Raw genomic sequence first — 20,583 nt, 5'->3', positions numbered from 1 at the left:
TGGCCTCCCTTACGCCGTCTTCTGCTCGAAGTGATATTTACCGGTATGCATGCTGCTTGGGCCGCGGCGTGCAAACTTGAACATCAGATACATCTCGACGATAAACAGAACGGTATATACGCCACCTATGGTGAACAAGGAGAACCAGATCTGTCCGGCTTCCAGGTTCGACGCAGAGAAGTAGGTCGGTAGTACACCTGAGACCGTCCAGGGCTGTCGACCATATTCAGCAACAAACCAGCCACATTCTGCCGCAATCCAGGGGATAGGGATCGCCCACAGGCAGGCCTTAAGCAGCCATGGACGCTCGCCAATCCGGCGACGCAGAGTATCGTAGAAGGCTACCGCAAACAGGATAAACATCAGGATGCCGCAGCCAACCATGATCCGGAAACTCCAGAACATAGGCCACACTTCCGGGATGGTATCCTTGGCTGCCGCCTTGATATCCGCATCAGTGGCATCGGTTACCTTGTCGGTATACTTCTTGAGCAGAAGGCCATAGCCCAGATCATCCTTAACCCGGTTGAACTCAGCCAGAGTCTGAGGGCTCTTATCACCGGCACGCAGCTTCATCAGCAGCTCATAGGCGGTAATACCGGTGCGGATCCGCTGCTCATGGTTATCCATCAGCTCGGTCAGGCCCGTCACCTGCTTATCCAAAGAGCGGGTTGCGATGATCCCCAGAAGATAGGGAACCCGAATGGCGTACTCATTCTCCATCTTCTGCTGGCTTGGCAGTGCCAGGACAGTGAAGTCGGCAGGAGCAGGCTCGGTGTGCCACTCGGCTTCGATAGAAGCAAGCTTGGTCTTCTGAACATCACCCAGGGTGTAACCGGACTCATCACCCAGCATCATCACTGAGATAACAGAGACCATACCAAAGGCTGCCGCAACCGCGAACGAGCGCTTGGCAAAGGCAACATCGCGCTTTTTCAGCAAGTAGTAAGAAGAGATCCCCAGTACAAACATTGCACCGACACAGTAGCCAGCCGCCACAGTGTGAACAAATTTCACCTGTGCAACCGGATTGAGCAGAACTTCGGTGAAGCTCACCATTTTCATGCTCATGGTCTGCCAGTCAAAGGTTGTTCCAACCGGATTTTGCATCCAGCCGTTTGCCACCAGGATCCACAGTGCGGAGAGGTTAGTACCGATCGCAGTCAGCCAGGTACACACCAGGTGCTCCCGCTTACTCATACGATCCCAACCAAAGAAGAACATACCGACGAAGGTAGATTCAAGGAAGAAGGCCATCAATCCTTCGATCGCCAGTGGCGCGCCGAAGATATCTCCCACATAGTGAGAATAGTAAGCCCAGTTCATACCGAACTGGAATTCCATGGTCAGGCCGGTCGCGACTCCCATCGCGAAATTAATACCAAACAGTTTTCCCCAAAACTTGGTCATGTCTTTATAGATGGGATTATTGGTCAATACATAGATTGACTCCATAATCACCAGCATAAAACTCATACCCAGGGTCAGGGGAACAAACAGAAAGTGAAACAGAGCCACCGCGGCAAACTGAAACCGCGATAGATCGACCACATGCTCAAGAATCATGTTTTTTCCTCACCGAGACTTTTTATACGGCTGCATCCATCAACACAAACGCCAATCACCTCGCATCTCGTAAGATAAGAGGGGATTGGCTTGCAAACCCATTTGCACACTACAGGCGCAGTGTACCGCTAGCAAAAAAGGGCTACTCCTCTGACACTGGCATTAGCTGGTTTGAGCTTGAGCAGATAAATAGAGTATCATACGACACCCCATCACAATTCATTAACAAAACTGACGCAAACTTCAGTGCCAAAAGTGCCTGTTTTATATCACCAAAAATTGTTCGAGATCAATGTTGCACACTACAAATAACACAATTAACCCATTTTTATTGCGGTTATTAAACAACTAAGACTCAGGCTAGCAACCATTCAGTTCATTCTTTAATCAGATGTAACCTGTGTCAGCTTTGATCACATCCGGGCTGGCAGAGATCCAGATTCACAATCGGTGAGCGACAATATTTATTCTCCTGTGTATCGCGTGAATAACACGGTGAGATATTCATTAGTTTTTCTTATCTATATTTGAGGTGAGCCCGGCTTTACATACCCAGCAGATGACTATTTGCCACTGTACCCTGCGGATAGCTATTTGTGGCTATCGCCACAGAAATGTCGGGGGCGCCCGACTACGAGCAAAGGGGCAAAACGCCTTTCCCCTTTGCAATCCCCTGGCGCCCCGGATCTCGCTTAACCCTCGGTTCACCTGCTGATCGAAGCATCGCGTAGACAGACCTTCCATGGCCTGGCTACGCTTTCGCAAATTCCTGTTGCTCAACTCCAATCCACTAAGGCTCACCTCGGCGCTCGCTTACGGGGGATTAAACTCCCTCTCTCCGATTTAGCTTCTAAGGTCGTTTATATTCTTTTTGGTGTTTGATTATTTCGAGGCAGGATGCCGAGCCGCGAAGCTCGATGTCGGGAACATCGTACGCGTAGCGACTTTCTGGTTACTCTTTCTAGAAAGAGTAACGAAAGATAAACTCCCGTGCTCCGCAGCCGAACAATCGTGCCAAAGGCACAAAAGAGCTGACCGCAGGTCAAACCAGGTCGACCTTTATCCTGCAGATGGCAGGTTTGCAGCTGCGCTGCATATGCCGGTGCTGACCGGCGGCAGGCAAGAAGGTGCGCTCGCCCGCACCCTCTTACATCTCCCGGGGCGCCCCGGATCTTACTTAACCCTAGGTTCGCCTAAGGGTTAAGGCACCGCTTAGACGCAACATCCTTGTCACGGCTAAGCTCTCATCACATCCATGTGATTCGACCTGCCCCCTCTACGGCTCGCCTCGGCGCTCGTCACGGGGGATTAAACTCCCTCTCTCCGATTTAGCTTCTAAGGTCATTTCTATCCTTTTTGGTGTTTGATTATTTCGAGGCAGGACGCCGAGCCGCGAAGCTCGATGTCGGGAACATCGTACGCGTAGCGACTTTCTGGTTACTCTTTCTAGAAAGAGTAACGAAGGAGAAATAACCGTAGTCCGCGGCCGGACAATTGTGCCGAAGGCACATAATTCCTGACAGCAGAAAAATAAACCCGGCTATAGGCCGGGCTTATAGAATGGAGAGTTACTCCGGTTTATCCAAACCAAAGTGTTGATAGGCTCGCGCCGTGGCAATCCGTCCGCGCGGAGTTCGCTGAATGAAGCCTCTTTGGATCAAAAAGGGCTCCAGAACATCTTCGATGGTGTCTTTCTCTTCACCGATGGCTGCTGCCAGGTTCTCTACTCCCACCGGGCCTCCCATGAAGATCTCTACTATGGTTTTCAGGAGTTTTCGGTCCATATAATCAAACCCCTGGCTATCCACATCCACCATGCCCAGTGCCGAATCCGCGACATGGGAACTAATATTGCCATCGGCACGTACCTCGGCATAATCCCGCACCCTGCGCAGTAGGCGATTGGCGATGCGCGGTGTCCCGCGCGAGCGCTTGGCGATCTCAAAAGCGCCCTGATCATCAATCTCCAGCGTTAGTTTCAGTGCACTTCGATGCACAATCTCGGCTAAATCCTGGCTGTTATAGAACTCCAGACGCTGCACAATTCCGAAGCGATCGCGCAGCGGAGAAGTCAGAGAGCCGGCCCGGGTGGTTGCCCCAATCAGGGTAAAGGGGGGTAACTCCAGTTTAATAGAGCGAGCCGCGGGCCCCTCGCCTATCATGATATCCAGCTGATAATCCTCCATCGCCGGATAGAGTACCTCCTCAACGACCGGACTCAGGCGATGGATCTCATCGATAAACAGGACATCACCCTCCTCAAGATTAGTCAGAAGAGCCGCCAGATCGCCGGCCTTCTCCAACACGGGCCCCGAGGTCATCTTGAGGTTCACCCCCATCTCGTTGGCCACAATGTGAGCAAGAGTGGTCTTGCCAAGCCCCGGAGGGCCAAAAATAAGCAGGTGATCCAGGGCATCGCCCCGTCGCTTGGCGGCCTGAATGAAGATCTCCATCTGTGAGCGCACCGACTCCTGACCGATATAATCTCGCAGCCATTTCGGGCGCATCGCACGATCGCTCTGCTCCTCCTGAACCGTGGTATTCGTTGCACTTACCAGCCGATCAGCTTCAATCATCACAACCTCACATCATAGAACGCAGGGATTCACGGATCACCAACTCAACACTCATCGCCTCGGTGGCAACTTGCTTGACCACCTTTTGCGCCTGCTTATTCGCATACCCCAGGGCTTCAAGGGCCTCTATCGCCTCTTGCTTGATCCGGTTAAAGGATGGTGCTGGCGCTGGAGCGCTCTCACTGAGCAGATCCTGATGATCCCGCTCAAGACCGACACTGTTGGCCCAACCCGCTAATCGATCTTTAAGCTCAACCACCAGACGCTCCGCAGTTTTACGCCCAACTCCCGGTAATTTAATCAGTGCACTGATATCTTCACGCTCAACACTACCAACCAGCTCCTCTGCGCTCATGCCTGAGAGTATCGTCTGTGCCAGTTTAGGACCGACCCCGTTCGCCTTGATCAACTCGCGAAACAGGGTACGCTCAACCTCATGGGTGAAACCAAACAGCAGATGCGCATCGTCACGCACCACCAGGTGGGTGTAGAGGCGGATCGACTGCCCACACTCCGGCAGGCGGAAAAAGCTACTCATGGGTAGCTGCACCTCATAACCAACACCGTTAACGTCGAGCAGCAGACCAGGTGGCTGCTTATGTTCAATGATCCCCTTGAGACTACCTATCACTGTGTGCACCCTGAATTGATTTTGTTATGCCATAGAATAAATAAGAACTGGATATTTATCCAGTAATGGTTAGGCTAACGGCGCAAGCGCCCCCGAACCATGCGCCCGCCGGTCTGGGCCATCTGAATAAGCGAGCTGCGGGTATGCTGATGACACAGGGCGATCGCTAGGGCATCCGCCGCATCCGCCTGAGGAGAGGCTCCAAGCTGCAGCAGCTGACAGACCATATGCTGAACCTGGCTCTTTTGCGCCGCTCCAGTTCCTACCACCGCCTGCTTAACCTGGCGTGCTGTATATTCAGCCACCTCCAGCTCGGCATTCATCGCCGCCACAATGGCCGCTCCCCGGGCCTGACCCAACTTGAGCGCTGACATGGGGTTTTTGGCGACAAACACTTCCTCAATCGCAAACTCATCGGGAGAAAACTGGGCAATCACCTCGCTCACCCCATCGTGGATCTGCTTAAGCCGGCCGCTGAAGGCTTCGGCACTGGTGCGAATGCAACCGCTACCAAGGTAATGGATCTTGCCGCCCTGGCTGCGGATCACCCCATAACCGGTGATCCGCGACCCCGGATCGATTCCCAAAATAATACTCATAAAGACTCACGATATCCTGAATGTTGGCAGAATAGCAGCTTGCACGGATAAATTGAAAACTGAGTCAACCTGAGCTGCCGCTCGGTTGTGGCCCCAGAGTTGCCTCCCTGATCCGGGCAATCTCTTCTCCCTGCCTCATTCTCCGAAGCTCGGCTGTGATCGCCTCCAGGAGATCTTCGTGCTTACGATTCAGATAGTGATACAGCTGTTGGCTGAGTAGTGGAGGTTCTATGACTTTCATCTGGCTATGAGGATGAGCCCTGAGATATTTCTGGACCGCTGAGCGACCAATGATAATCAGATCGACCTGCCTAAGCTCCAGAATATTGAAAAGTTGCATATTGCTCACGCTCCGCTTCACATTCATCCCCCGGGTCAGATCCTCTGCGTATTTGATGCCGTTACGGATCCCGATACGGTAGTTTTTAAGGCTCTGTAACCCGGAGACTTTCGGCGCCGGATCCTGGGCAACCAGCACAGCCTCAAAATGATTAATTGCAACCGGTACTCTCACCAGGTTGGGATAACGCATCTCCAATCCCTTGATTCGGTTAACCTCACCGTCTATCAACCCCTGATTGGAAAAGATCAAAGAGCGCTCGGCAGGAAGCTCTTTAATCTGGATCTGGATCCCCAGCCTGGAATAAGCCTCTTTGAGCACTTTAGATGAAGCATTGGCGATTGGGGAAGCTGTAGAGCCCAGTACGATTCTATCCAGCCCCCAGGCGCACAGGGCTGATACAGATAGTAATGTCCCAAGTAAGAGTTGAAATATTGTATACATCTATCCAAGCCAGATCTGAGAGCCCTCTTTAAGCTTGGCTGAGGAGATAGATAAATCAATCGAAAGACCCTGTTTGCCACTTGTGAAGCTAGATAAATAAGATCAATTAAAAGGTTTTTGTAACGCCTGCCGACGAATCGCCTCGATGCTTCCTTGTTCCTGCATCTTCTGGAGCTGTTTGGTGATTTGAGGAAGCAGCTCGCGGTGTTTACGGTTGAGGTAGTGGTAGAGTTTCTTCGTCAGCAATGGTGGTCCGATTATTTTCACCGGGCTCTGAGGATGAGTCGCAAGATAATCAGAAGCATCCGAACGGGTCACAATAATCAGGTCCACTTTGCCAAGTGCCAGGTTACTAAAGAGCTGCTGATTACTCATGGCCCGTTTTACATTCATGCCCCGGGTCAGATCTTCTGCGTATTTAATCCCGTTACGGATCCCGATGCGATAGTTTTTAAGGCTCTGTAATCCGCTGACTTCAAGGGCCGGATCCTGGGCAACCACCACGGCTTCAAAATGATTGACGACGACCGGTACCCTCACAAGATTCGGATAACGCTGCTCCAACCCCTTGATCCGGTTAACCTCACCATCAAGAGCTCCCTGGTTTGAGAGAGCCAGAGATCTTTCCGCAGGAAGCTGTTTGATCTGGAGCTGGATCCCTAAACGAGAGTAGGCCTCCACCAGCACATTCGCAGAGGCTTTGGAAAGAGAGGAGACGGGTGAGCCGAGCACCAGTCTATCAAGGCCCAAAGCAGCCATAGAGAACACGAACAGCAAGCTACCCAGCAAAAGTCGATGCAGCATCTAGATCTACCCCAGATTGTACTGACACCCACTTTAAGCTTGGTCAAGGATGACCATCCGGACAACCCATGAGGCAAGCAGAGCTGAGAAACCGGCCGTCTCAGTTAAAAGAGTGTCGTAGTAACCGCTGACGAATTGCCTCGATGCGGCCTTCTGCCTGCATCTTCTGGAGCTGAGCCGTGATTTTAGGAAGCAGCTCGCGGTGTTTATGATTGAGATAGTGATAAAGCTTCAGGCGAACCAGGGGTGGCTCAAGGATCATAACTTCAGGATCGGGATATTTCGCAAGATAATCCAACACATCGATGCGGGTGGTGACAAGCAAGTCCACCTTCTCTCGCTTGAGGTTACGAAACAGCTGGTTGACCGATAGCGAGCTATCAACATACATGCCGCGGGTCGCATTTTCGGCAAACTTGACGCCACTTTGTAGCCCAATTTTATAGGGTTTGAGGCTCTGCCAGCCCTCCACCTTAAATGAGAGGCCCCGGGTGACCACCAGCCCCTCAATGAAATTAACCGCCACCGGCACTCTTAACAGATTGGGGTAACCGGACTCAATTCCTGCGATGCGATTAGCCTCCCCGTCCACCATGCCGGCATTCGACATCGCCAGCGCACGCTCCGCCGCCAATTGGTTGGGCCGAACATCATACCCCAGCCCGGCGTAGGCTTCCCTGAGAACCTCCAGGGATATTTTCGAAACCAGATCCGGGGTAGCCGCCAGGATCAGCGTCTGTTTCGCCTCAGCCAGGGAACACAGTAGCAGCCAACCATAAAGTAATCGTCTCAGCAGGATTAGCATGGCTCTCTTGTATCCGGGATACCATCATCTACCACTAATCTTGGATCCTGTCCGCAATTAAGGCAATTCTCGATAGCGCGGCTTAGAGAGCTCCGGGCCCCATAAAAAAAAGCAGCCCGCAGGCTGCTTCTAGCAAAAGGTGTAGCCTAAGGCTTACAGCGCGGCTGCCAACTCATCGGAGATCTCACCGTTATGGTAAACCTCCTGCACATCATCGAGATCCTCAAGGGTATCGATGAGACGCAAAAGCTTAGGCGCGGTCGCTTCATCAAGCTCAGCCGAAGTTGATGGCACCATGGTGACCTCGGCATTTTCAGCCTCAAGACCCGCCGCATCCAGGGCATCTTTCACTGCCCCAAAATCTTCCGGCGTGGTGTAAACATCGATGCTTCCATCATCATTGATCAGAACATCGTCACCCCCCGCTTCCAGGGCCGCTTCCATCACACTGTCTTCATCGGTTCCCTGTGGGTAGGAGATCACCCCCTTCTTATCGAACAGGTAGGCCACCGAACCATCGGTACCCAGGTTACCACCGCTCTTACTAAAGGCATGGCGCACCCCGGAGACGGTCCGGTTACGATTATCTGTCATACACTCAACCATCACGGCCGTACCGCCCGGACCATAGCCCTCATAGACCACGGTCTCGAGGATCACATCATCCAGCTCACCGGCACCACGCTTGGTAGCCCGCTCAATGGTATCGCGGGTCATGTTATTCGACAGAGCCTTATCCACGGCGGCGCGAAGGCGTGGGTTACTCTCAATATCCGAGCCCCCCTCACGAGCCGCAACCGTGATTTCACGAATCAGCTTGGTAAAAATCTTCCCGCGCTTGGCATCCTGTGCGGCCTTGCGGTGCTTAATGTTGGCCCATTTACTATGACCTGCCATAACTAAACCCCTTGTTCAATTTCTTGCAGGCTCTGCCTTTACTGGCAGAGCCAAAACTGGTTTACTCCTTGACCTGCACCGCAAGCTCAGCCAGGGCTTCCTCGGCTGCAGCAGAAGGCGCCTGAGTCATCAGGCAGGATGCGGTAGTGGTCTTCGGAAATGCGATAACATCACGAATATTGTCGGTGCCTGTCAGCAGCATCACCAGACGATCCAGGCCAAATGCCAGCCCGGCATGCGGTGGCGTACCATAGCGCAGAGCCTCAAGCAGGAAGCCGAACTTGGCGTACTGCTCGGTCTCATTGATACCCAGCAGTTCGAACACCGCCTGCTGCATCTTGGCATCGTGAATACGCACCGAACCACCACCGACTTCATAGCCGTTGATCACCATGTCATAGGCGTTTGCATGAACCTTGAAAGGATCGGCCGTGAGCTCCTCGGCACTGCTATCCTTGGGCGAGGTGAAGGGGTGGTGCATCGCCGTCATGCTGCCATCATCATTGCGCTCAAACATCGGCCAGTCAACGATCCACAGCGGCTTCCAGCTATCTTCAACCAGGTCAAAGTCCGCCCCGAGCTTAAGGCGCAGAGCCCCCAGGGCATCAGAAACCACATGATAGGTGTCGGCACCAAATAGCAGAATATCCCCGTCCTGGGCCGCTGTGCGATCCAACAGGGCACTGATGATCTCCGGAGTCAGGAACTTAGCGATTGGAGACTGGATCCCCTCAGCGCCCTTGGCAACCTCATTGACCTTCATCCAGGCCAGCCCCTTGGCACCATAGATGGAGACATATTTGCCATACTCATCAATCTGCTTGCGGGACAAAGAGGCACCACCCGGAACCTTGATCAGGGCAACCCGTCCCTCAGGATCATTGGCCGGACCGGAGAACACCTTGAAGTCCACCTCTTTGAGCAGATCCGCGACATCAACAAGCTCCAGCGGGTTACGCAGATCCGGCTTATCTGAACCAAAACGGCGCATCGCTTCTGCAAAGCCCATCACAGGGAAACGTGGCAGCTCCACATTCAGCACATCTTTCCACAGCCCGCGGATCATCAGCTCCATCATCTCCTGTACCTGCTCGGCACTCATGAAGGAGGTTTCAACATCAATTTGGGTAAACTCAGGCTGGCGATCGGCGCGCAGGTCTTCATCGCGGAAGCATTTGACGATCTGATAGTAGCGATCCAGGCCACTCATCATCAAAAGCTGCTTAAACAGCTGAGGCGATTGAGGAAGCGCATAGAACTCCCCCTTATGCACCCGGCTCGGCACCAGGTAATCCCGCGCCCCTTCAGGTGTCGCCTTGGTCAGAACCGGCGTTTCAATATCCAAAAAGCCATTGTCATCCATGAAGCGGCGCACAAATGCGGTCGCCTTGGCGCGAACCTTCAGCTGGTTTGCCATCTCGGGACGACGCAGATCCAGGTAGCGATACTTGAGACGCTGCTCTTCGCTATTATCTTGGTTAAAGTCCAGAGGAGTCGGAGCTGAGCGGTTGATGATGGTCAGGGACTTCGCCAGGATCTCCACCTCGCCGGTTTGCATCTCGGAGTTTACCTGAGAGTCCGGGCGAGCACGGACCTCACCCTGGATCTGGATGCAATACTCATTGCGCAGCTCACCCGCCAGCTCAAAAGCCTCGGCATAGTCAGGATCAAAGAAAACCTGCACGATCCCTTCGCGATCGCGCATATCGATAAAGATCAAACCACCGAGATCACGACGGCGATGCACCCAGCCACAAAGCGTGACCTGTTGCCCCACGTGAGAGATATTCACTTGTCCACAATAGATGGTGCGCATGGAGTTATCCTATATTCTTCAAATTAGTTTGCTTGTGTCGCAGGACATGTCTTACACCCCTGCTCTGAATCACAGGGGGTCGCAAGATTCTTCTTCTTTCCCTGTTTAAAGTCAGTTTCGTACCAGCCCTTGCCCTTGAGGCGGAATCCGGGAGCAGAGATCTGTTTTACCAGTGATGGCTGACCGCACTCGTCACAATCGGTCAATGGCGCATCGCTGATCTTCTGGAGCTTGGCCAGTTCATGGCCACAGCTATCACAGGCATATTCATAGATAGGCATAGAAGTTCTAACCAACTCAGTGTGAAAAGGCGAGCATTATAAAGGAAAAGCCCCGACCGGGTAAAATCCAGCTTGTATTAGGCCGCAATTGGGCTTCTCATAGAAAAAACCAGCCCATGAGGCTGGTTTATCGATTTTGCTGTAACCATTGTCATCAATAGAGAGGGGAGCTCCCTGCTCTGGTTTATCCCTTAGGCAAAGCCAAGCTCAGGCAACATATGCATGCTCGCCATGAAGCTCAACGCCACCACAACGACCCCAAATACACTCACAAAGACCAGCATTCCGGTTCCGCCCATCACCCGAAACTCACTGGTGCGCTGCTCACGGGCCAGGGTTCGGCGAACCGAAACCGTCATCGCCACCGGCAGGAACACCATCACCACCGCCAGAGAGGCCGCCGCATACTGCAAAGCGATCAAAAAGATTGAGGGTGCCAGGAACACCAGCAACAGAGGTGGAAGATAGGTGATAAGAGCTCCCAGATTCTTGCCGCTGCGGGTCGGCTTGAGACGGAAGATATCCGAGACATAGTCTTTCAAAGCCATGGTGACCGCCAGGAATGAGGTGGTGACCGCAACATTGGTAAAGATCCCCATGGCGGTGCCTCCCCAGCCTTTAGAGCCCAGGTGACCCAGCATCGCAAACAGAGCGCCAATATCACTGCTGCTGTGACTCTGAAGGAAGCTGTCATAGCTGTTCGCCCCAAAGCGTGGCAGGATCCCAAGGGTAACCGCCAGCCACAGCAGATACAGCAAAAATGGGATCAGGCTGCCGATCAGGATCGCTTTGCGCAGCTCTTTAGCATCCATCTCCAGGTAGCTATACATGCTGGGGACCATGATTTGCATCCCGAAGGAGAAAAACAGCACAGGAAATGCCGCCCACAGGTAAGGCATGCTGTGATGCAGGGCAAACAGGTTGCTTGCTGTTACATCCGGGATCAACAAGGATGCCAGGGCAATAAAGCTAAGTCCTTTCACTGACAACAGGCCTCGGTTGGTGAAATCGACGACCCTGTGGCCTCCGTAAACGATTCCACCCAGGATCAGGGTAAACATCAGCGCCGACAGCCAGCTCGGCATGCTGATCCCAAACTGACCCAATAGAGCGATCAGCATTGAGGTTCCACCACTAAGGTAAGCAGAGGATACAGAGTAGAGCAGCACCAGATAGGCGATGAGGCAGACCAGCTGACCGGGACGCCCAAGGGTCATCCGGCTCATGGAGTCAAAATTAAGCTTCTTTTTAGGTAGTGCAATCAGGACTTCAAGCACCAGCATCGCTGTGATCACAGACAATAGCCAGTTGACAAAAAGTGCTCCAGCCGCCGGGAAGAACCCCAGTCCGGCAGTCGATAAAGGCAAGGCAAGAATTCCGGCTCCGACACAGGTACCGGTAAAAATTAAAATACTACCAATTGTTTTAGACTTCATGACTTCGACCAAATCTTAAAAAAGTGCAATAGACCACCACAGGCAGATCGCGTCGGCCTGAAATACATACTCCATTGGAGTCCCTGCCAATGAGTTGTGAGCGTTTACTCTGTATTGATAATCTGAAGGAATTTTTATACAAAGCTCCGAGAAAAGAGCTCTGTTGTGGCTCTACTCTAGTCTTCTGGGCGGGTGTGTCAATTCCCCGAAGGAGACGCTGTCAATAGCGGTTTTTACCCAATAAACACCTCTATTTATAAAACCCTTAACCTTGTTAAAGACAAATGAAATAACACCAAATTTAATTCGGAAGCATCACGATGCCCTGTGAAATATTTCTTTGCTGATCGGTCGATCTTTTTTCTAATAAAACTCACTCAATCACAAAAAGGTGAGAAATATCTCCAAATGGTGCCAGCAATCAGCTGCCCGGGGTCGACCGACAGCGAGCAAAGGGGCAAACGCCTTTCCCCTTTGCAATCCCCTGCCGCCCCGGGTCTCGCTTAACCCTCGCCTCCCCTAAGGATTAAGGCTTCGCTTAGACGCAACATCCTTGTCGCGGCACTCGTTATGGGGGATTAAACTCCCTCTCTCCGATTTAGCTTCTAAGGTCGTTTATATCCTTTTTGGTGTTTGATTATTTCGAGGCAGGATGCCGAGCCGCGAAGCTCTACGGAGGGACTCGGAGCGCGTAGCGACTTTCTGGTTACTCTTTCTAGAAAGAGTAACGAAGGATAGACTCCCGTGGTCCGCGGCCGGACAATTGTGCCGCCGGCACAAATAACCAGTCCGAAGGACAAAGCCGTTTGCTTAACAATTGTGCTGAGATAATTCAGCACAATTGTTAAGCAACCTGAGCTGCGCATAAGAGGGGAACTAAAAGCCCAAGCTGCGATCTGATCGTTTGTCCAGAACCATCAATCGCCAAGGAGCTTGGGCATGATCAATTTAGAAGCTATTTTCGTTGATGTCGATGATTTCTGTCAGGTCTTTCTACCCGCTTGGCAAAAACAGCAGATCTCCTTAGGTGTGAAGCAGCGGAACAGACCCTCTCGCCTGGCTGTCAGTGAAGTGATGACCATCGTCATCGCATTCCATCGCTTGGGATTCCGAGACTTTAAATCCTATTATCTTCAGTTCGTATGTAAGTACTGGAAAAGCGAGTTCCCCGGCCTGGTGAGTTACACCCGGATGTTGAAATTGATGCAAACGACCCTTGTCCCTTTGTGCTCCTATCTCACCCACAGACAAGCAAAACCTACTGGGATTGCATTCGTCGACTCAACAAAACTTCAGGTTTGCCATAACCTTCGCATCCCTCGACATCAAGTATTTCAAGGTGCTGCCAAGCGTGGCAAAGGAACCATGGGGTGGTTTTATGGATTTAAATTGCACCTTATCATCAATGATCAAGGTGGTGTTATCTCGGTCAAATTAACCCCAGCCAATGTTGATGACAGAACTCCTCTTCCTGAAATGTGCGAGCAGCTCTGGGGTTCACTCTATGGAGATAAAGGCTATATTTCAGGACCACTTGCAGAAGAGCTGGCAGACCAAGGGGTCACATTAATTACCAGCATCAGGAAGAATATGAAACCAAAGTTGATGCGGCTATGGGATAAGCTGATGCTCCGCAAACGCTTCATCATTGAAACCGTCTTTGATCAGCTGAAGAACATCTCTCAGATAGAACACTCACGGCATCGTAGCTGCATCAGCTTTATGGTGAATCTCCTTGCTGGCCTCATTGCATATACCTTCCAGGAAAAGAAGCCGAGCATCCGAATGTCTCGGCTTGAAAAGGAAGCGCTTATGCAGATCTGAGGTTAAGCAGGGAATAAAAAACAACCTACTTCAAGACAAGCAGCGAACTTTTCACTACAATAACCGGCTTTTCGCGCTGCGCAGATGCAGCAGCAGTCCAGATTTAAGCCCGAGTTAAACCACAAGACCATGCAAACTAAAGATCGGATCTTTGCGTCAGCCATCTCACAAATTGGTGATTTCTGCTTTGACGAGCGCGTCGCAGATGTATTTCCGGATATGATCCAACGCTCTATCCCGAGTTATCAGCATATCATTTCGGTGATCGGTATGCTGACCCGCCGCTTTGCCCAACCCGAGACCAACCTCTATGATCTGGGGTGCTCACTGGGTGCTGCCACCCTGTCGATGCGCAATCAGCTGCCTCACGACAGTTGCCAAATCATCGGCATCGATAATTCTCCGGCCATGGTAGAGCGCTGCCGCCGTCACCTGCAAGGATTCAAATCCACCGCCAAGGTGACTATTCTCGAGCAGGATATCTGTGAGGCTGAGCTGGATAACGCATCCGTGGTGGTCCTGAACTTCACCCTGCAATTTCTCTCGCCGGAAAAACGCCAGGTGCTGCTCAGCCGTATCTACCAGGCCCTGCGCCCGGGTGGAGTGCTGATCTTAAGTGAAAAGTTCAGCTTTGAGGATCAGCCGGTCAATGAGCTGATGGTGGATCTGCACCTTGATTTCAAGCGGGCCAATGGTTACAGCGAGCTGGAGATCAGCCAAAAGCGCACCGCCCTTGAGAATGTGATGCGCACCGACAGTATCCAAACTCACAAACAGCGCCTGCAACAGGCGGGATTTGAGCACATGGATCTCTGGTATCAATGCTTTAACTTTGGCTCTATGGTGGCGATCAAGTGATAGATTTTTCCGATTTTTATCAGGCGATCGCCAAGAACCGGCTGCAACACTGGCTCACCACCCTGCCCTCTTTGCTCTCTAACTGGCAAAAGGAGCACCAGCATGGCGACTTCCCCCGTTGGCAAAAGGTGCTGACCAAGCTGCCTCAGGTCACAACCAGGCATATCGAAATCCAAGATTCGGTCACCCTGGGTCAGGAGGGCGAGCTCACTGAGGGCGAGCGCAAGCGAACCGAGAACCTGTTTCGCCACCTGCAGCCCTGGCGAAAAGGTCCATACCAGGTCCACGGGATCCACATAGATACCGAGTGGCGCTCCGATCTCAAGTGGGATCGTCTCACCCCTCATATCTCTCCTCTCAAGGGGCGTTATGTACTGGATGTGGGCTGTGGCAGTGGCTATCACATGTGGCGGATGCTCGGAGCGGGCGCCGAGTTTGTCACCGGCGTCGATCCCTCGGCACTGTTTCTCTGCCAGTTCGAGGCGATTCGTCACTTTGCCAACGCCGAGCAGAAGATCCACCTGCTGCCTCTTGGGATCCAGGAGCTCCCTCCCCTCAAGGCCTTTGACACCCTGTTCTCCATGGGAGTCCTCTATCACAGGCGTTCACCCATAGATCACCTGATGCAGCTTAAGTCTCATCTTAAGCCCGGTGGCGAGCTGGTGCTGGAGACTCTGGTGATCCCGGGAGATGAACAGGATGTACTGGTGCCGATCGATCGCTATGCCAAGATGCGCAACATCTGGTTTATCCCATCCAGCAAGGCCCTTAAGCTGTGGCTGGAAAAGTGTGGCTTCGAACAGGTAACCATCGCCGATGAGACGCCGACCACCTTCGAAGAGCAGCGCAAAACCAACTGGATCAACACCGAATCCCTGGATGACTTCCTGGATCCGAATGATCCAAGCAAGACGATTGAGGGATATCCCGCTCCCCTACGCGCCCTGCTAATAGCCAAGGCCCCCTATAAGGTCGACTAAGGTTCATCAAAACCAGCCGGATAAAAAAGAGGGGTGCCAGGCATCCCTCTTTCATTTCCTAAGACTGTAAATCAGGACTTAAAGATCTCGACCGAGCGCGACAAGCTCTGGGCCTGTTGTGATACCTCAAAACTCGACTCCATATTCTGCTCAGTCTTCTCACTGGACTCATGAGCGATGTCACGGATGGTGGTCACATTGCGATTGATCTCATTGGCCACCGAACTCTGCTCCTCGACAGCGGTAGCAATTTGAGTACTCATATCCATCACATCTTTCATCTTGTCGGTGATCTGAGAGAGCTGCTCACCGGCATCGGTGGCGGCATTCACACTGCGCTCTCCCTGGGCCCGGCACTCATCCATCAGCTGCACTATGTTCTGGGTACGGCTCTGCAACCCATTGATGATCCCGGCAATCTCCTCGGTGGACTCCTGGGTACGCATCGCCAGACTTCGAACCTCGTCGGCCACCACGGCAAAGCCGCGGCCTTGATCACCCGCCCGGGCTGCCTCGATAGCAGCGTTAAGCGCCAGCAGATTGGTCTGCTCGGCAATCCCGCGGATCACATCCAGCACGGCGCCCACCGTCTGACTCTCTTTTTCAAGCTCCTGAACCACGCCGGAGGACTCTTCCAAGCGGCCAGACAGAGAGCGGATCTCCTGGATGGTGGTCTCAACCTGCTGCTGACCATTATGAGCTGTCTCATTGGTCTCCTTGGCACTGGCCGCTGCCAGTTCGGTATTCTGGGCGATCTCACTGATGGTTGAACCCATCTCGGTCGCGGCGGTGGCAACCATATCTGTCTCTTGCAGCTGCTGCTCGGCGCCACTGCGGGCCGCTTCAGCATTTTGCGACAGGGAGTCGGTCGCACTCTCAAGGGCATTTACCGCCCCTTTGACATCGCCAATCACATGCATGAAGGACTCAAGCATCCGGTTAAAGTCCTCTCCCATATCAGCGAACTCATCCTTGGATTGAAGCTCACTGCGTAGCGTCAGATCGTGATTATCACTGACCTTCTGCATCAGGCCGGCAAAACCGGAGAGGCTACCGATAACACTGCGCGCGATCCAGAAGCTAAAGAACACCACCAGCAGAACGCCGATGATGGCAAAGATGGTGATCTGGGAGATCATCGACTGACGGCTCTCCGCCGAGAATTCTTCGAGGTAAGCCAGCATCTGGCCAAACATATTCTCGGTGCGATGCACCTGAGTACGCATCTCCTTGAGCAGACCTGAATCTGGACTCAACCCCAACTGCTGCTCGTTACTGATGAGATTGAAGAAGTCCCGCTTATAGTTACTGAGCAGATTGAGCTTATCGGGCTCGCCGGCAAGCATGGATTCGAGCTTGGAGTAGGTCTTCTCAAACTTACCCTTGTATTTGAGATCCCGGCGCAACATAAAGTCTTTCTCGGCGCGGCGCAGCATCAGCATCTCGACCATCTGCTCGGGCTGGTTATCCTCCTTGAGCTTGGTCTCAAGATTATGCACCGAGGAGCGTAGCGATCCATAGAGCCCGGCCTTGGGATTCAAACCTATGGTTTTTTGCATCTCAACCAATTTGGTGAATTTCTGCTGATAGCCCTTGATCTCATCAATCAACTGGGTCAGAAGGCGATGTAGCTCATCATCGTGGATCAGCTCATCAAGCTCTTCATCCTCTGCGACGAAGGCCTTATAGATCTGATTGAACTTGGTAACATCCTCCTCTTTCTTGGTGATCAAGAAGTCCTTCTCATAACGGCGCATGTTCAGCATCTGGGTTTCCAGGTGCTCGGCGCTCTTGATCGCCATACTCAGATCTTGCTGCTGGGATGCGAAGCGAAACACAAATGCCAGCACGATCAGCAGAATCAATACACTCAGCACTGCACTGGCCAGAAGTTTTTGTTTGACCGTCATCAGGGACACTCCCTATCCATCTTCCTACCTAAAAGCGTAGAAGATCTCAGGCAAAATGCATGACTGAGTCCAAAAGACATAGCCCATGAAGCAAGGTGTTGAAAATAATCAGATAAAACCAAAGTAATAGGAGAGCAGGGAGCCAGAGACAATCAAGAGCAACAGAACCAGGTTAAACAACTGGTGATCACTGTGACGGCGACTACGGCGGATGTTCACCAATACGGTGACGAGCGCCAGAATACAGCAGCCCCACAGGGTAAACAAAAACCAGTCTCCCAGGGGTTGATCCCAGCTCTGGCGTACCTCGACCCCCAGAAGGTAAGCAAACCAAACTGCACTTCAGGACGAGCAAAGTGAAACAGCACCATGGCCACCAGAAACAGCAGCCAGGCCAGAATCGAGCACAGCTGGAGGATCCGCTGCCCCAGATCGGGGCCTTTGCGTCGCTCGTTGTCGTGCATATTACCTCCCTATCTACTTACTAGAATAATCCCTAGTCGCATTTGTGGCCAAAATTGCCCGTTTCCAATCTTTTTACTTGAGTCTTATTGTGACGAAGGTAAGATTGAGGGCTGCGTGAGATTTTCTCTTTTTTATCACCCCTCTTGCTGGAGAACCGAAGAATATGGCGCTAGCGTCTGTTGTAGATGTACTGGCAGGTCAATTTCCTGTCGGCAGCACAGTGACTGTCAAGGGCTGGATTCGAACCCGACGGGATTCGAAAGCCGGCATCTCTTTTCTTGCTATCCATGATGGCAGCTGTTTCAATCCTGTGCAGGCAGTCGTCCCTAATACCCTGAATAATTACCAGGAAGAGGTCCAGCGCCTGACCGCAGGCTGCTCGGTAGCAGTCACGGGCGAGGTGGTCGAATCCCAGGGCAAGGGGCAAACCTTTGAGCTTCAGGCGACCGGGGTTGAAGTGATCGGCTGGGTCGAGAACCCGGACAGCTACCCGATGGCGGCAAAGCGCCACTCCATCGAATACCTGCGTGAGCATGCCCACCTGCGTCCGCGCACCAATGTAATTGGCGCCGTGACCCGGGTACGTAACTGCCTGGCTCAGGCTCTGCACCGTTTCTTCTATGAAAATGGCTACAACTGGATCAGTACCCCGATCATCACCGCCAGTGACTGTGAGGGCGCCGGAGAGATGTTCCGCGTCTCGACCCTGGATATGCAAAACCTACCCCTGACCGATAAGGGTGAGGTGGATTATAGCGAAGACTTCTTTGGTAAAGAGGCCTTCCTGACCGTATCCGGCCAGCTTAACGTTGAAACCTTTGCCTGTGCCATGAGCAAGGTCTACACCTTTGGTCCGACCTTCCGCGCCGAAAACTCCAACACGAGCCGTCATCTGGCCGAGTTTTGGATGCTGGAGCCGGAAATAGCCTTTGCCGATCTCGACGATGCGGCCGAAGTTGCAATCGAGATGCTCAAGTATGTGTTCAAGGCGGTCCTCGAAGAGCGGATGGACGATCTGCAGTTCTTTGATCAGCGCATCCAAAAAGGTGTGATTGAGCGCCTGCAACAGCTAGTGAGCTCCGAATTTGTGCAGGTAGACTACACCGACGCAATCGAGATCCTGGAAAACTGCGGCAAGGAGTTCGAGTACCCGGTCTCCTGGGGCATCGACATGAGTTCCGAGCATGAGCGCTACCTGGCCGAGGAGCACTTCAAAGCTCCGGTGGTGGTGAAGAACTATCCGAAAGATATCAAAGCCTTCTACATGCGTCTCAATGATGATGGCAAAACAGTGGCGGCGATGGACATTCTGGCTCCGGGCATCGGTGAGATCATCGGTGGCTCCCAGCGTGAAGAGCGTCTGGAGATCCTGGATCAGCGCCTGGAAGAGATGGAGCTGGAAAAAGAGGATTACTGGTGGTATCGGGATCTGCGTCGCTACGGCACCGTCCCTCACTCAGGCTTTGGCCTAGGGTTTGACCGCCTGGTAACCTTTGTCACAGGTATGGCCAACATCCGTGATGTGATGCCATTCCCCCGCGCGGCCCGCACGGCGGAGTTCTAAAAGCCAGCACCCGCATTACAAAAAAGCCCTGCCGGATGGCAGGGCTTTTTTTATAGCTCGCGGCAGTGGTCGGCCACCACCACCTTGCGCAACGCGTGGCACTCGACCGTCGGCGTCCCGAGATAAAGAAAGCCCACCAGCTGATCTTCATCCGATAACCCAAGCTCCTGGTGAACCTGACGATCATAGATAAACCAGCCGGAGCGCCAGATCCCGTTAAATCCCTGGGCCTGGGCCGCCATCTGCATCGCCATCACCGAGCAGCCTGCCGCCAGGTGTTGCTCGAAGGGAGGGACCTTCTCGTGAGGCTTGACCTTGGCTGCAACGGCGATCACCAGAGGGGCTCTTGAGGGGGCATTACGCGCCCGCTCTACCTTATCTGCGGACTCCCCCCGAGCCTCGGCAGCCCTGGCAAAAATATCCCCCAACCGGGTGAGCCCCTCACCCTTGGCGATGATAAACTCCCAGGGTTTAAGGGCCCCATGATCCGGGGCACAAAGCCCGGCCTTCAGAATAAGTTGCAACCCCTCCCCTGCAGGAGCCGGTACCTTGAGTCGACTGCAAGAGTGACGATTAAGCAGCAATTCTAACGCTTCCATAACGATTCTCGACCACTTAAAAAAGTTACCTTAGCACAGGCCATGTAAAAAATGCAGCACAGCAAAACCCAGGATACTGATGCCGATATGACAGAATTGAATCCGTGCACCCGCCCGAGCACGAATTGCCCCCGCTTCCATGGTAATTTGCATCAATAACTCCGATAATCAGCAGTTAGAGCCCATAA

At 52.8% G+C, this 20,583-nt stretch carries 19 protein-coding genes; 4 read left to right on the top strand and 15 right to left on the bottom strand.

All coding sequences use genetic code 11. The features are described from left to right. Positions 1-9: 9 nt before the first annotated feature. From DB847_RS05335 to DB847_RS05285, 11 genes are all read right to left on the bottom strand, one after another. Complete coding sequence (locus tag DB847_RS05335) at positions 10-1,566, bottom strand: cytochrome ubiquinol oxidase subunit I (protein WP_108649772.1); 1,557 nt, start codon at positions 1,564-1,566, stop codon at positions 10-12. A 1,568-nt stretch (positions 1,567-3,134) separates the two neighbouring features. Then, positions 3,135-4,142, bottom strand: coding sequence for a Holliday junction branch migration DNA helicase RuvB (gene ruvB, locus DB847_RS05330; RefSeq protein ID WP_108649771.1), 1,008 nt, complete (start codon positions 4,140-4,142; stop codon positions 3,135-3,137). Between the two features lie 7 nt (positions 4,143-4,149). Beyond that, complete coding sequence (ruvA, locus tag DB847_RS05325) at positions 4,150-4,773, bottom strand: Holliday junction branch migration protein RuvA (RefSeq protein WP_108649770.1); 624 nt, start codon at positions 4,771-4,773, stop codon at positions 4,150-4,152. 74 nt (positions 4,774-4,847) lie between these two features. Then, positions 4,848-5,372 carry a crossover junction endodeoxyribonuclease RuvC gene (gene ruvC, locus DB847_RS05320; protein WP_108649769.1) on the bottom strand — a complete coding sequence of 175 codons (525 nt, stop codon included), beginning with the start codon at positions 5,370-5,372 and terminating at the stop codon, positions 4,848-4,850. Between the two features lie 64 nt (positions 5,373-5,436). After that, a complete protein-coding gene (locus tag DB847_RS05315; RefSeq protein WP_108649768.1) occupies positions 5,437-6,156 on the bottom strand; it encodes a substrate-binding periplasmic protein in 720 nt (239 codons plus the stop codon). Positions 6,157-6,258: 102 nt separating this feature from the next. Then, a complete protein-coding gene (locus tag DB847_RS05310; protein ID WP_108649767.1) occupies positions 6,259-6,960 on the bottom strand; it encodes a substrate-binding periplasmic protein in 702 nt (233 codons plus the stop codon). A gap of 100 nt (positions 6,961-7,060) precedes the next feature. Then, complete coding sequence (locus DB847_RS05305; RefSeq protein ID WP_108649766.1) at positions 7,061-7,765, bottom strand: substrate-binding periplasmic protein; 705 nt, start codon at positions 7,763-7,765, stop codon at positions 7,061-7,063. A 153-nt stretch (positions 7,766-7,918) separates the two neighbouring features. Then, positions 7,919-8,662 carry a YebC/PmpR family DNA-binding transcriptional regulator gene (locus tag DB847_RS05300; RefSeq protein WP_108649765.1) on the bottom strand — a complete coding sequence of 248 codons (744 nt, stop codon included), beginning with the start codon at positions 8,660-8,662 and terminating at the stop codon, positions 7,919-7,921. Positions 8,663-8,723: 61 nt separating this feature from the next. Next, positions 8,724-10,478 (bottom strand): aspartate--tRNA ligase, encoded by a 1,755-nt coding sequence (gene aspS, locus DB847_RS05295; protein WP_108649764.1) that lies wholly within the window; start codon positions 10,476-10,478, stop codon positions 8,724-8,726. Positions 10,479-10,501: 23 nt separating this feature from the next. After that, positions 10,502-10,759, bottom strand: coding sequence for an FmdB family zinc ribbon protein (locus tag DB847_RS05290; RefSeq protein ID WP_108649763.1), 258 nt, complete (start codon positions 10,757-10,759; stop codon positions 10,502-10,504). A gap of 191 nt (positions 10,760-10,950) precedes the next feature. Beyond that, positions 10,951-12,195, bottom strand: a complete 1,245-nt coding sequence (locus tag DB847_RS05285; RefSeq protein WP_108649762.1) for an amino acid permease — start codon at positions 12,193-12,195, stop codon at positions 10,951-10,953. Positions 12,196-13,134: 939 nt separating this feature from the next. On the opposite strand from DB847_RS05285, the gene DB847_RS05280 reads away from it, so the two are divergent. From DB847_RS05280 to cmoB, 3 genes are all read left to right on the top strand, one after another. Further along, a complete protein-coding gene (locus DB847_RS05280) occupies positions 13,135-14,019 on the top strand; it encodes an IS982 family transposase (RefSeq protein ID WP_108649761.1) in 885 nt (294 codons plus the stop codon). Between the two features lie 129 nt (positions 14,020-14,148). Continuing rightward, positions 14,149-14,877 (top strand): carboxy-S-adenosyl-L-methionine synthase CmoA, encoded by a 729-nt coding sequence (cmoA, locus tag DB847_RS05275; RefSeq protein WP_108652907.1) that lies wholly within the window; start codon positions 14,149-14,151, stop codon positions 14,875-14,877. Next, positions 14,874-15,857 (top strand): tRNA 5-methoxyuridine(34)/uridine 5-oxyacetic acid(34) synthase CmoB, encoded by a 984-nt coding sequence (gene cmoB, locus DB847_RS05270; protein ID WP_108649760.1) that lies wholly within the window; start codon positions 14,874-14,876, stop codon positions 15,855-15,857. The genes cmoA and cmoB overlap by 4 nt, the downstream gene beginning before the upstream one ends. A 71-nt stretch (positions 15,858-15,928) precedes the next feature. Here the strand turns inward: cmoB and DB847_RS05265 are convergent, their stop codons facing one another. Further along, a complete protein-coding gene (locus DB847_RS05265) occupies positions 15,929-17,767 on the bottom strand; it encodes a methyl-accepting chemotaxis protein (protein ID WP_108649759.1) in 1,839 nt (612 codons plus the stop codon). 215 nt (positions 17,768-17,982) lie between these two features. Next, positions 17,983-18,231, bottom strand: coding sequence for a hypothetical protein (locus DB847_RS05260; protein ID WP_108649758.1), 249 nt, complete (start codon positions 18,229-18,231; stop codon positions 17,983-17,985). 164 nt (positions 18,232-18,395) lie between these two features. On the opposite strand from DB847_RS05260, the gene asnS reads away from it, so the two are divergent. Continuing rightward, positions 18,396-19,796 carry an asparagine--tRNA ligase gene (asnS, locus tag DB847_RS05255; protein WP_108649757.1) on the top strand — a complete coding sequence of 467 codons (1,401 nt, stop codon included), beginning with the start codon at positions 18,396-18,398 and terminating at the stop codon, positions 19,794-19,796. Positions 19,797-19,846: 50 nt separating this feature from the next. Here asnS and DB847_RS05250 read toward each other — a convergent pair whose 3' ends face one another. Then, positions 19,847-20,395 carry an NAD(P)H nitroreductase gene (locus DB847_RS05250; protein ID WP_108649756.1) on the bottom strand — a complete coding sequence of 183 codons (549 nt, stop codon included), beginning with the start codon at positions 20,393-20,395 and terminating at the stop codon, positions 19,847-19,849. Between the two features lie 30 nt (positions 20,396-20,425). Beyond that, positions 20,426-20,548 (bottom strand): hypothetical protein, encoded by a 123-nt coding sequence (locus DB847_RS25945; protein ID WP_267897742.1) that lies wholly within the window; start codon positions 20,546-20,548, stop codon positions 20,426-20,428. Positions 20,549-20,583 lie beyond the last annotated feature (35 nt).

The sequence above is a fragment of the Dongshaea marina genome (assembly GCF_003072645.1).
In the GTDB taxonomy this organism is placed as follows: Bacteria; Pseudomonadota; Gammaproteobacteria; order Enterobacterales; family Aeromonadaceae; genus Dongshaea; species Dongshaea marina.
This window is presented reverse-complemented; position numbering and strand designations above follow the sequence as displayed.

Excerpts from the sequence above, each read along its gene's own strand:
- DB847_RS05265 (WP_108649759.1), bottom strand. The coding sequence starts at position 17,767 with ATGACGGTCAAACAAAAACTTCTGGCCAGTGCAGTGCTGAGTGTATTG.
- DB847_RS05285 (WP_108649762.1), bottom strand. The coding sequence starts at position 12,195 with ATGAAGTCTAAAACAATTGGTAGTATTTTAATTTTTACCGGTACCTGT.
- DB847_RS05260 (WP_108649758.1), bottom strand. The coding sequence starts at position 18,231 with ATGCACGACAACGAGCGACGCAAAGGCCCCGATCTGGGGCAGCGGATC.
- aspS (WP_108649764.1), bottom strand. The coding sequence starts at position 10,478 with ATGCGCACCATCTATTGTGGACAAGTGAATATCTCTCACGTGGGGCAA.
- cmoA (WP_108652907.1), top strand. The coding sequence starts at position 14,149 with ATGCAAACTAAAGATCGGATCTTTGCGTCAGCCATCTCACAAATTGGT.
- DB847_RS05315 (WP_108649768.1), bottom strand. The coding sequence starts at position 6,156 with ATGTATACAATATTTCAACTCTTACTTGGGACATTACTATCTGTATCA.
- DB847_RS25945 (WP_267897742.1), bottom strand. The coding sequence starts at position 20,548 with ATGCAAATTACCATGGAAGCGGGGGCAATTCGTGCTCGGGCGGGTGCA.
- DB847_RS05310 (WP_108649767.1), bottom strand. The coding sequence starts at position 6,960 with ATGCTGCATCGACTTTTGCTGGGTAGCTTGCTGTTCGTGTTCTCTATG.
- asnS (WP_108649757.1), top strand. The coding sequence starts at position 18,396 with ATGGCGCTAGCGTCTGTTGTAGATGTACTGGCAGGTCAATTTCCTGTC.
- DB847_RS05250 (WP_108649756.1), bottom strand. The coding sequence starts at position 20,395 with ATGGAAGCGTTAGAATTGCTGCTTAATCGTCACTCTTGCAGTCGACTC.
- ruvC (WP_108649769.1), bottom strand. The coding sequence starts at position 5,372 with ATGAGTATTATTTTGGGAATCGATCCGGGGTCGCGGATCACCGGTTAT.
- DB847_RS05305 (WP_108649766.1), bottom strand. The coding sequence starts at position 7,765 with ATGCTAATCCTGCTGAGACGATTACTTTATGGTTGGCTGCTACTGTGT.
- ruvB (WP_108649771.1), bottom strand. The coding sequence starts at position 4,142 with ATGATTGAAGCTGATCGGCTGGTAAGTGCAACGAATACCACGGTTCAG.
- DB847_RS05335 (WP_108649772.1), bottom strand. The coding sequence starts at position 1,566 with ATGATTCTTGAGCATGTGGTCGATCTATCGCGGTTTCAGTTTGCCGCG.
- DB847_RS05290 (WP_108649763.1), bottom strand. The coding sequence starts at position 10,759 with ATGCCTATCTATGAATATGCCTGTGATAGCTGTGGCCATGAACTGGCC.
- DB847_RS05280 (WP_108649761.1), top strand. The coding sequence starts at position 13,135 with ATGATCAATTTAGAAGCTATTTTCGTTGATGTCGATGATTTCTGTCAG.
- DB847_RS05300 (WP_108649765.1), bottom strand. The coding sequence starts at position 8,662 with ATGGCAGGTCATAGTAAATGGGCCAACATTAAGCACCGCAAGGCCGCA.